Annotated in this window: 8 protein-coding genes; 4 read left to right on the plus strand and 4 right to left on the minus strand. The window is 71.4% G+C overall.

Annotated elements, in window-relative coordinates; translation table 11 throughout:
- The first annotated feature begins 22 nt into the window (after window positions 1-22).
- Window positions 23-733, plus strand: coding sequence for a hydrogen peroxide-dependent heme synthase (gene hemQ, locus AB0M47_RS28835; protein WP_363419568.1), 711 nt, complete (start codon window positions 23-25; stop codon window positions 731-733).
- Here the strand turns inward: hemQ and AB0M47_RS28840 are convergent.
- The 4 genes from AB0M47_RS28840 to AB0M47_RS28855 all read right to left on the minus strand — a co-directional run bounded on the left by AB0M47_RS28840 (window position 717) and on the right by AB0M47_RS28855 (window position 6474).
- Entirely contained in the window at window positions 717-3530 is a 2814-nt protein-coding gene (locus AB0M47_RS28840; protein WP_363419552.1) for an EAL domain-containing protein, read from the minus strand. The two genes, hemQ and AB0M47_RS28840, sit on opposite strands and share 17 nt — an antisense overlap.
- A 108-nt stretch (window positions 3531-3638) precedes the next feature.
- On the minus strand, window positions 3639-4088 hold the full coding sequence (locus AB0M47_RS28845) for a GNAT family N-acetyltransferase (protein ID WP_363419554.1): 450 nt from the start codon (window positions 4086-4088) through the stop codon (window positions 3639-3641).
- A 9-nt stretch (window positions 4089-4097) separates the two neighbouring features.
- Complete coding sequence (locus AB0M47_RS28850) at window positions 4098-4733, minus strand: nucleotidyl transferase AbiEii/AbiGii toxin family protein (RefSeq protein WP_363419556.1); 636 nt, start codon at window positions 4731-4733, stop codon at window positions 4098-4100.
- Window positions 4734-4809: 76 nt separating this feature from the next.
- Complete coding sequence (locus tag AB0M47_RS28855) at window positions 4810-6474, minus strand: VWA domain-containing protein (protein WP_363419558.1); 1665 nt, start codon at window positions 6472-6474, stop codon at window positions 4810-4812.
- A 240-nt stretch (window positions 6475-6714) separates the two neighbouring features.
- On the opposite strand from AB0M47_RS28855, the gene AB0M47_RS28860 reads away from it, so the two are divergent.
- From AB0M47_RS28860 to AB0M47_RS28870, 3 genes are all read left to right on the plus strand, one after another.
- Complete coding sequence (locus AB0M47_RS28860) at window positions 6715-7428, plus strand: ATP-binding cassette domain-containing protein (RefSeq protein WP_363419560.1); 714 nt, start codon at window positions 6715-6717, stop codon at window positions 7426-7428.
- Complete coding sequence (locus AB0M47_RS28865; protein ID WP_363419562.1) at window positions 7425-9572, plus strand: YhgE/Pip domain-containing protein; 2148 nt, start codon at window positions 7425-7427, stop codon at window positions 9570-9572. Before AB0M47_RS28860 ends, AB0M47_RS28865 begins: the two co-directional genes overlap by 4 nt.
- 327 nt (window positions 9573-9899) lie before the next feature.
- Window positions 9900-10517, plus strand: a complete 618-nt coding sequence (locus tag AB0M47_RS28870; protein ID WP_363419564.1) for a TetR/AcrR family transcriptional regulator — start codon at window positions 9900-9902, stop codon at window positions 10515-10517.
- The last annotated feature ends 68 nt before the right edge of the window (window positions 10518-10585 follow it).

Raw genomic sequence — 10585 nt, forward strand, 5'->3', positions numbered from 1 at the left:
TCAGACCACCGAAGAGGTCGTAGTGACCGAAGAGCCGGCGCAGTCCAACGCCGCCCGGATGCGCGAGCTGAACTCGACCATCCGCTACACGATGTGGTCGGTATTCCAGGCCACCAGCCCGCTGCCGACCCTGCGCGACGACGTGATCTCCGAGGTCACCGGCCTGTTCGACCGGCTGGCCGAGAAGGACGTCACGATCCGGGGCACCTACGACGTGTCGGGTCTGCGGGCCGACGCCGACCTGATGATCTGGTGGCACTCGTCCTCGGCCGACGCGCTGCAGGAGGCGTACTCGCTGTTCCGGCGGACGGCGCTGGGCCGGAACCTGACCGGGGTGTGGTCGCAGGCGGCGTTGCACCGCCCGGCCGAGTTCAACCGCAGCCACATCCCGGCGTTCCTGGCGGGCGAGGAGCCACGCGACTACATCTGCGTCTACCCGTTCGTCCGCTCCTACGAGTGGTACCTGCTGCCCGACGAGGAGCGGCGCGAGATGCTGGCCGAGCACGGCCGGATGGCGCGCGGCTACCCGGATGTGCGGGCCAACACGGTCGCGTCGTTCGCCCTCGGCGACTACGAGTGGATGCTGGCGTTCGAGGGAGACGAGCTGTACCGCATCGTCGACCTGATGCGCGATCTGCGGGCGTCGCGGGCTCGGCGGCACGTCCGCGAGGAGGTCCCGTTCTACACGGGCCGTCGTCGCGAGATCGCCGACATCATCACGAACCTGCCGTGACGTCGGGCAGTCGCAGCCAGCGGACGACCTTGTCCACCGGCAGCGGCGGTGAGAACAGGAAGCCCTGTCCGTAGGGGCAGCCGGCGTCGACCAGGATCGTCCGCGCGTGTTCGGTCTCGACACCCTCGGCGATCTGGTCGACCCCGAGATAGCGGAGGGTCGAGGACACTCCCTCGATCAGGCGCGTCGCCCGAGGCGTCAGATCGGTGAGCAGACTCCGGTCGATCTTCACGATGTCGACGCTGGGCTGGCGCAGGTAGCCGAGGGAGGCGTACCCGGTGCCGTAGTCGTCGATCGCGATGCGTACGCCCAGCGCGTGCAACTCGTCCAGGTACGCCCACGGCCGCTCGTCGTCGTTCTCGATGAGGATGTTCTCGGTGACTTCGAGGACGAGCAGTCGCGGGTCTACCCGGCTGCTCTTCAGCGCCCGGCGTACGGTCGCCGAGAAGTCGGTCCGCCGAAGCTGACGGGCGGACACGTTGACGCTGACGTAGCAGGGATCACGGCCCGGCAGCTGGAACTGCGGCAGGTCGGCCAGCGCCCGGTCGAGGATCCACTCGCCCAGCTGCCCGATCAGCCCGGTGCTCTCGGCGGCGGCGACGATCTGGGGCGGCGGCATGGGATCGCCGTCGTCCTGCAGACGCAGCAGCGCCTCCACGCCCACGGTCTCCCCGGTGACCAGGTCGACGATCGGCTGGTAGTACAGCGTCAGCTCACCGGACTCCATGGTCGCGCGCAACCGGCGGCCGACCTCGACGTGGTTGCGGGCCGGGATGCTCATCTCCCCGTCGTACTGCCGCCAGCGGCCCTTGCCGCCCGACTTCGCGGCGTACAGGGCCATGTCGGCCTTCTGCATCAGCTGGCTGTCGTCGCCGCCGCCGGCCGCGTGCGCGATCCCGACGCTGGCCCGGGACTCGATCATCATGCCGTCGACCTCGACCGGCTCCGCCAGCAGGTCGGACAGGCGCTGAGCGACGTCACGGGCGACGCCGACGTCGGGACAGTCGCCGAGCACCACGCCGAACTCGTCGCCGCCGATGCGAGCGGCCAGGTCGGCCGGTCCGATGGCGGACTCGATCCGCCGGGCGCAGGTCACCAGCAGGTAGTCGCCGACGGGATGCCCGTACATGTCGTTGACCAGCTTGAAGTCGTCGATGTCGAGCAGGATGACGGCCACGCCCGGGGTGCGTACCGCCTCGGCGAGGGCGCGCCGGAACAGCCGTGGATTGGCCAGCCCGGTGATCACGTCGTGGCTCGCCTGATGCGCCAGGTCGCGGCGCAGATCTCGTTCGGCGGTGACGTCCCGCAATGTGGTCACGACACCGCAGACGGTCGGGTCGTCGGCGAGGTCCCGCCGGTGCACCAGCACCGCCAGGCTGCGGTCGGACAGCGTGACGTCGCCCTCCTCCGCCTCGACGGTGTCCGGCCAGCCCTCGCCGTCGAATCGTGCGACGAGATCGTCGAGGTTCGCGCCCACCACGTCGACTCCGAACAGATCCCGGGCCGACGGGGTGGCGTACTCGATGGTGCCGTCGCGGCTGATCAGCGTGACATCGGTGCTGGTGTGCACGAGGGTGCGGAAGTATTCCTCGCGTTGCTCCGCCGCCAGCTTCTCGACGGTCCGGATGCGACTGTAGGCGGAAGCGGCCTGGTCCGCGAGCGCCCGGAGAGTGGGGGTCAGCTCGTCGAGCCGGTCGGGCGGGCCCCGGAAGACCATCATCCCCAGTACGCAGGGCGGCTCGCCGCCCTGCAACGCCATCGCCAGGCCCTCGGCGGGCGGATCGCCGGGCTCGCGGATGTGCGCGGTCGCCGTCGGGACCAGCTGTCGGAGCGCGGCGGTCACCCCTGACTCGAGCTGTGGGCGGTCGGTCGCGAGCATCAGCGCCCGCGATGCCACGCGCAGGCTGGCCTCCCGGGCGGCTTTCTGCTGGTACGCACGCGCCGACAAGAAGATGCGCGTGAGCATGACGAGGCCGATCGCGACCGCCGTCACAGCGATGGCGAAGCCGGTCGTGACCGGGCCGGAGGTGGCCGCCACGAGCAGCGTCGTCGGCGCGACGAGCAGCCCGATCGCCACCATCACCAGCCGCCCGCCGAGCTGATTGCGGGCATGTGAGCGGGAGGCGACCGCGGCCATCGACGGTTGCAGCGCGGCGGCCCCGCTGAGCGCGAAGAAGATGGGGAAGCCGAGATCGGCCAGCCCGCCCGGGGTCCAGGTGCCCGAGATGATCTCGGTGCCGTAGACGTAGTCGGCGATCAGGAACGCGATCAGGCCCAGGCCGAGGACGCGAAGCGCCGTGTTGGCCCGCCAGGCGACGGCCACGAGCGCGGCACTGGCAAGGACGGCGGCGTACCCGACGTTTCCAGCGACCACGATCAACTTGGCGTACCCGGTCAGGTGCAGGCTCACCACCGCCGGGCGCACCAAGGTGATCCATACGACCAGCGTGGCGGCCAGCCCGACCGCGATGGTGTCGAGGATCAGCATCAGATCGTTCGACAGCGTACGCGGGCGGCCCATCAGGATGAGGCCGAGGCAGAGCGGCCCGTACGCGGCCACGAACAGCAGCTCAGGTATGCCTGGGAAGCTCCGTGCCGGTCCCTGGATCGAGTAGATCGCCTCGCCGAAGGTGATCATGAGAATGCCGGCCGCCAGCAGAACCCAGGCCAGCCAGCGATCGGTGCGATGACGGCGTACGCCGACGAGGATCGCGGTCGCTCCACCGACACCCACAGCGACCAAGGCGATGGTCCGCATCGGAGGTATGAGCCAGTACGCGAGGATCAGTCCGATCATCGCGGTCGGATAGAGAAACTTCGTCCAGCGTTCGATCTTCCGACGCTAACCTGGCGTCCGCGCGCGCGGCGGGGATTCCCGCGAACGTGCCACGCATCGCATCGATGTTTAGTGCCGTGTCGGTGTTTCGCGCCGCATCGGGGTATGTGGAATCCCGTCTTCGACGAACTCCGGCCCGGCCACGGCGTACCCGAAGCGCTCGTAGAACCGCGTGAGATGCGACTGTGCGTCGAGGACGCTGGGCCGATCGCCGACGACCGCCAGGGCCTGCTCCATCAGCCGGCCGCCCAGGCCGCTGCCGCGTGCCTTCGTCGACGTGACCACCCGGCCGATCCGCAGCTCCGCGCCGTCGTCGAGAATTCGCAGGTAACCCAGGATCTCGCCGGTCTCGTCGGCGGCCCACACGTGCACCGTGCCCGGCTCGGGATCACGCCCGTCCAACTCCGGATAGGGACACTCCTGCTCGACCACGAACACGTCGACACGCAGTTTCAGCAGGTCATAGAGGGTGGCCGCGGTCAGCTCGGCGAACCGGGCGGACCGGAATGTCGTCTCCACATCGTCATGTTAGTCGCGCGGCCAGTCCGCGAACGCCGCGCGTACGCCGGCGGGATCGGCTCCATAGCGGCGAATCTGCTCGTCCCGGCAGCCGTCGAGCTGGCGTACGCAAGCCGCGTAGTCCTCGGCGGTGAGTGCTGGATCGACGGTGTTCACCAGGTCGAGCAGCCGATCCCGGTCGAACCGCCGAAGGAAGGAGGCGACGTCGATGAAGTCGCGGATCTCGGCCCGGTTGACCATGGCCGCGACCTTGATGGCAGCCAGATCCTCCACTGGGGTCACCGGACCCGCGCCCAGGTCGACCGGAGGCAACGAGCGCGGCTGTACGCCCAGCGACACCGGCGTCGAAGCGCCGTCGTCGCCGATGACCGCCAGTTCGATGAGGATGTCGGCCAAGTCGTCGAACAGGTCGGACTCGTCGCCGACCTCCCACACCGAGAACCCGGCGTCGGCCAGCGCGTCCATCACCGCCTCCGCGGCTGGGCGGACCGCCGTGTCGTCCACGGTGAACAGGTCCACGCCTTCGCTCGGGCGCCGGGTGACTCCGTGAGCCAGCAGCGCCCGGCCGCCACCGAGCGCGAACCCCCAGGGTGCGGCGGTGGCGAGGGCGATCCGCTCGATCGCCTCCTGCTCGGCGGGGGTCATGCACATCTTCCGAACACGTGTTCCATTATGTGCTCGGCGCGACCTCGCCTCAACCCCCGTGGGTCGAACGAACCGGTCAGTGGAGGCCGGCGGCTCGCAGGGAGATGGCCTGCAGGAAGATCTCGCCGATCTTCGCGGGGTCCTTGGCGGTGAACACGCCACCCCCGGTCAGATCGGTGACCTGCTTCAGCGGCGCGGCGTTCACCGACGGCCCGATGCCGATGATGATCACCTGGATCGGCCGCTTCGGATCGGCCAGCTGCTTGAGCTTGGCGAGCAGGTCGGCGTGGGAGATGCCGTTGTCGTCGTCGTTGTCGCCGTCGGTCATCATCACGATCGAGTTGACCCGGCCGGGGTCCCAGTCGTGCTGCACCGTCTGGTACGCCGCGAGCAGCGTGTCGTAGAGCCCGGTGTCGCCGGTCTGCTTGGGCTGGATCGCCTCCAGCTTGGCCAGCAGCGACGTGCGCTGTGTCGACAGTGGCCCGATCGGGATGAGCTGCCGGTAGTCCTTGGAGCCTTCGAGTTCGGTGGAGAACGTCCACAGGCCGACGGCCCACGAGTCGTCGAACAGCCCGAGGCCGCGCCGGGCGGCTTCCAGGGTGACCTGCTCCCGGGTGGCGTTGCCCGCCGTGGGTACGCGCTCCAGCATCGAGCCGGAGACGTCGATGACGGCCAGCATCCGGGCCGGGAGGGTGACGGCGATCCAGGTGGACAGCGCCTTGTCGACCCCGGCGGCCACGGCGGCGCGCTGGGTGGCGCTCGGCGGCGGCGTGACCTGCGGCGTCGGGGCGCCTTGCGGCAGGGTGAGCCCGGTGCTCGGCGTACCGTCCGGCAGGCGCAGGCCGGCTCCGGCGAGCTTCGACCGGAAGGAGTCGGACTGCAGGGCCTCGCGGATCTGCGTGGCGGCCTGCTTGCGACCGGCGTCGGCCCCGGGCAGGACGGTGAGCGGATAGTCCAGCGCCACCGGCGCGGGGTCGAGGTAGAGCGCGGCGAGCTTCACCGGCGGCTTGGCCGCGTTGTACGCCAGCACGGCCTGCTCGGACATCGGCGCGGCGGACAGGCCGGAGGCGAGGGCGGCCGGTTCGGCCGATCGCGGGAACCGGGCGAGCACATCCGTACGCAGCGCCGACCGGCCGGCCGACAGCGCCCGGAGGGCGGCCGTCGTGGCGGTCTGCCCGCCCGCCGACGTCGACGCGGCTTGGCCCAGGGCGAGCAGCCCGGACAGGGCGGCCGCGTCGCGGGCCGGTTCGGACGTGCCGACGTGCAGCTTCGTGTCCGTCGTCATCTTCTGGAGCAGGGCCTGCCAGGTCAGCTTGGCCGCCGGCCAGCCGAGCGTCTTGGCGACCGGCTCCGGCATCGCCACCACCACGGGGCTGCGCGCGATCGACACGGTGTCGGTCGCGGCGAGCGTGGGGGAGGCGTTCGAGAGCCGGGCCAGCCAGGTCGAGGAGTCCGGGATCCAGATGTCGGGCGCCTTGGCGTCGCCGTCGGGCTGCCCGACGCCGGCCAGGGTGACGTTCCGCTGGCCCGCGATGATCGCCGAGACGTCAGCCGGGTCGGTCGCGGTCACTTCGGCGGACAAGCAGAGTCCGCTGATCGTCTGCCGGACTGCGTCGGCGATCTCGGGCGCGGCGGCGACGCGGATCGGCGTACCGGAGGGGGCGCAGCCGCTCGCGTTGTCGTCGGTCAACCGCACGGCCGCGTACGCGCTGGCGGCGACCACGGCAAGGACAGCCGTCACGAGAGCGACGGCGCGGACGGGGCGTCGCGGTGGACGGTGTCGGCCTGGCACCGACCCAGTGTTGATGGCGAAATGGCCTGCTGCCATAGCCGTTCGGTCGAAAGTTACCGTTCAGAAACATCGGTCTGCGGGCATGTTCACCTGCAGCAACGGCCTGACTACCGGTTCAGAGTGGCGAATCGGGCGACCGTGCTGTAAGTTTCTGTACCGACCAGTCAGTTTTAATTCTCTGGAGCGGCAGTGAACACTGCGGAGGTCCTGACCGACCCGGCGACGTGCGATGAGGGAAGCGCGGACGACGCGACGGCCGGACCGCTGCCGCTCGATGCAGGGGACACGACTGACGAGCCCGCGGTGCCCGCCCCGGTCCTGGCGGCCCGCGGGCTCGGTCATCACACGAGTCGAGCGGTGTTCGGGCGGTTCGACCTGGAGGTCTATCCGGGCGAGCTGGTCGTGCTCACCGGGGCGCCCGGCAGCGGCCGGACGGCCGCCCTGCTCTCCCTGACGGGGAACTTCCGGCACCGCTACGGCGTCGTGGTCCGCGCCAGGACCGCGCTCGGGCTGGTCCCCGGCGTACACGAGCCGGAGCCGATGCTGACCGCCCGGGAGCACCTCGACGAACGTCTCCGGCTGCTGCGCCCGATCGGGCTGCCGACCCGGGCTCGCCGCGTACGCCACAAGCACGCTCTCGACCAGGCCGGCCGGCGTCTGCCGTTCGACGTCACGACGAAGGCCGGCGAGCTGACGCCGATCGATCGGCACCGGCTCATGATCGAGCTGGCCCTGCTCGCCGATCCGGCGGTGATCGCCGTCGACGACGCCGACCTCGGGCTCACCTTCGACGAACAACGCGACCTCGCCGCCGCGCTGCGAGCCACCGGCCGGGCCGTGGTCCTCACCGCGCGCGAGGCGACCTCGTACGCCCCCGATCAGATCGTGGAGATCACCCGATGAGCCCTGCTCGTTCCGAGCTGCGCCGATTCGGCCGGCATCGGCTGACCCGCGCCGCGCTCGCGGTCCTGACCGTCGTCCCCCTGCTCTACGGCGCGCTCTACCTGGCCGCGTTCTGGGACCCCTACGGCAACCTCAAGCACATCCCGGTCGCGCTCGTCCAGGCCGACCGGGCGGCCACGACCAGCGACGGCGACGTCGTGCACGCCGGGCAGGATCTCGCCGACGAACTCGTCGACCGCCAGGTCTTCGGCTGGATCCCGACCAACCGCGCCGACGCCGAACGCGGTCTCGAAAGCGGCGAGTACCACCTGATCCTGGAGATCCCGGCCGACTTCTCCCAGCACCTGGCCGACGCTCCCGACGCCGGGCGTACGGCGTCGGCGGGTCGCCTGGAGGTCACCAGCGACGACAGCACCAACTACCTGTCCGGGCTGCTGGCCCGCAGCGCGTTCACCGAGATCCGCGCAGCCGCGGCGAGCAGTGCCGCCGCGAAGTACTTCGACCGGATGCTGCTCGGCTTCACCGACCTCAAGACGCAGACCGCCGAAGCGGCCGACGGCGCGGCCCAGCTCGCGGACGGCGCGGACGACGCCTACGCGGGCGCGGGCAAGCTGGCGACCGGGGCCGGTCAGGCGCAGGACGGCGCCGGGAAGATCGCCGACGGCACCGCCACGGCCGCCTCGGGGTCGGCCCAGTTGGCGTCCGGTTTGGACACCCTCGCCGCCGGGTCCGACCAGCTCGCGGACGGTACGGCCCAGGCGGCGGCGGGCGGTCGCCAGCTCGCCGCGCTCGTGGACAAGGCGGCCGGCACCGCCGAACCGGTGCTCCGCGAACACTCCGACGACATCGCGGCCGCGGCCACGGCCATCGCGACCGGGGCCGACGCCATCGCCGCTCACCTCGACGAATTGCCGGCGGTCGCCGACCGCGCCGTTGGGCGTACCAGTGAGGTCGAACAGAAACTCGACTCGCTGGCCGCGGCGACCCCGGGACTGGCCGACGACGCGGCCTTCGTCGCCGCCCGCCAAGCCGCCGCCGAGGCCACCCAGACCGCGCGCGACCTGCGCGATCGGCTCGCGACCGCGGACCTGGACCGGCTCGCGGACCAGTTGCGCACCGTCGCGGCGCAGGCCCGCGCCGTGGCCCAGGCCGCGCCCACCCTCGCGGACCGCGTCGCCGCCGCGCGGTCCCAGGTGGACCAGCTTTCCGCCGGCCTCACCGCGCTTGCGAGTGGCGCTTCCCGATTGCAGGAGGGTACGCACACCGCAGCGGCCGGCGCGCACCAGTTGTCGGGCGGGCTGTACCGGCTTTCGTCCGGCGCCCGGCAACTGGACGGCGGGCTGGCCGACCTCTCCGCCGGTACGCGCAGCCTGGCCACGGGCCTCGCGACGCTGGACTCCGGCGCGCTGCGGCTGGCGAACGGCCTCGCCGACGGCGCGTCGCAGATCCCCGGCTACGACGCCGACGATCGGGCAGCCCGCGCGGGCGTCCTCGGCGACCCGGTGGCGCTCCAGCGCGACACGCGGCACGCGGCGGCCACCTACGGCGTCGGATTCGCGCCCTACTTCCTGGCCCTGGCGCTGTGGGTCGGCGCGATGCTGACCTACATGCTGCTCCGGCCGCTGACCCGGCGGCATGCCGTCTCCGGCGCTCCCACCTGGCGCGTGGCGTACGCCGGGTATGTGCCGGCCGCGCTCATCGGCACCGCCCAGGCGATCGTGCTCTACCTGGTCCTCCGGTACGCCCTCGGCCTGATCCCGGTCCACCCGGCGGGCACGCTCGGACTGCTGATCCTGACCTCGCTGACGTTCACCGCGATCCTGCAGATGCTGGGCGCAATCCTCGGCGCACCGGGCCGCCTCGTCGCACTCGCCCTGCTCATGCTGCAACTGACCTCGTCCGGCGGCACCTATCCGGTGCAGACCTCACCCGGGTTCTTCCAGGCGATGCACCCCTGGCTCCCCATGACCTACGTCATCGGCGCACTCCGGCGGCTGACCGTCGGCGGCCCGCTCGACACCGTCTGGACCGCGGTCGCCGTGCTGGCCGCGTTCGGCTTCGGGTGCTTCGCGCTGACGGCGTACGCGGCCCGCCGCTCCCGCCGCCTCACCCTGACCACCCTCCACCCCGTCCTACCCCTCTAACCCCTCCCGCCCCGCCCTCCCGCCCGCTCTCCCGCCCCCGCTCGCGCGCCGATCTCCCCGTTGATCATGGAGTTAACTGTGGTGTCGGCGGCGTGTCGAGGGGGCAAAGCCCATGATCAACGCGGCGGCAGCGGCGGCGGCGGTGGCGGGGCGAGCGGCGGTGGCGGGGCGAGCGGCGGCGGCGGCAGCGGCGGCGGCAGCGGGGCGAGCGGTGGCAGCGGCGGCAGCGGCGGGGCGAGCGGAGGCGGTGGCAGCGGCGGCAGCGGGGCGGGCGGCAGCGGCGGCGGAAGTGAAAGGGGTGCGACGGCGGCATGTGAGACTGGGGGCGTGGAACGGCGTACCCTCAGCAACTCCGCCGACGGGCGGACCCGGCGGCGCGACGCGACGCGGCTGAAGATCTTCGAGGCCGCCGTCGGGCTCATCGCCGAGCAGGGTTTCACCGCGACGACGGTCGACGAGATCGCCGAGCGTGCGGGCGTCGCCAAGGGCACGGTGTTCTATAACTTCGCGTCGAAGACCGCCCTCTACGAGGAACTGCTGCGGTACGGCGTCGGGCTGCTCGCGGAGGAGTCGCGTACGGCGATCGAGGGGTTGCCGCCGAGAGAGGCGATCACTGCGCTGATCGGCGCGCAGTTGTCGTACATCCAGCGCTATCAGGCGTTCGCGCAACTGCTGCTGGCCGAGATGTGGCGGACCAACCGCGAATGGCAGCAGACCATCCTCCTCGTACGCGAACAAGCCATCAGCGTCATCGCCGAGGTGCTCGAAGCCGGGGTGGAGTCGGGCGACTTCCCGCCGGAAATGGATCCTCGGATCTCGGCGTCCGCGCTGTTCGGGGCTGGTCTCGTCGTCGCGCTCGACTGGCTGATCTTCTCGCCGGAGCGGCCGGTCGAAGAAGTGCAGGCCGGCCTCGTCGCGGTCCTGCGCAGCCGCCCATCCCTATAACGCCGGCTCCTATCTCACCCCCCCAACCACCCCCCACCCGCCCCCCTCCCGCCCCCCTCCGACCGGAT

The organism is Hamadaea sp. NPDC051192 (assembly GCF_040682475.1).
In the GTDB taxonomy this organism is placed as follows: Bacteria; Actinomycetota; Actinomycetes; order Mycobacteriales; family Micromonosporaceae; genus Hamadaea; species Hamadaea flava.

Coding starts and splice junctions, on each gene's coding strand:
- AB0M47_RS28840 (WP_363419552.1), bottom strand. CDS start 3,530: ATGATCGGACTGATCCTCGCGTACTGGCTCATACCTCCGATGCGGACC.
- AB0M47_RS28850 (WP_363419556.1), bottom strand. CDS start 4,733: ATGACCCCCGCCGAGCAGGAGGCGATCGAGCGGATCGCCCTCGCCACC.
- AB0M47_RS28865 (WP_363419562.1), top strand. CDS start 7,425: ATGAGCCCTGCTCGTTCCGAGCTGCGCCGATTCGGCCGGCATCGGCTG.